Origin of the sequence: Microbacterium sp. ER1 (assembly GCF_023383675.1) — a bacterium.
Taxonomy (GTDB): Bacteria; Actinomycetota; Actinomycetes; order Actinomycetales; family Microbacteriaceae; genus Microbacterium.
Map to the genome: position 1 here is coordinate 1 of NZ_QCXO01000055.1, position 265 is coordinate 265.

At 69.4% G+C, this 265-nt stretch carries 1 protein-coding gene; it reads left to right on the forward strand.

Annotation, left to right across the window (positions count from 1 at the left end; genetic code table 11):
* Positions 1-265, forward strand: a 265-nt coding sequence (locus BV453_RS01740) for an LCP family protein (protein ID WP_249520723.1), incomplete at both ends; no start/stop codon positions are given.

The following is a 265-nucleotide window of genomic DNA, read 5'->3' on the forward strand; positions in this document are numbered from 1 at the left end:
GTCCCAGGGGGCGGCGTACGGCGAGCGGGCGACCACCCTCAACGACGTCAACATTCTGGTGCACGTGTCGGCGGACCACACGAACGCCGTGGTCGTGAGCATTCCCCGGGACCTCATCGTGGCGCATCCGGAGTGCACCGACGCCGGCACCGGCGAGGTGTACGGCGCGCTGCAAGCTGCCCCGGTCAACGAGGCGATGGGGCGCGGCGGGCTGCCCTGCGTGGTCGATACTGTGGAGGAGCTCACCGGGCTCGATATTCCGTAC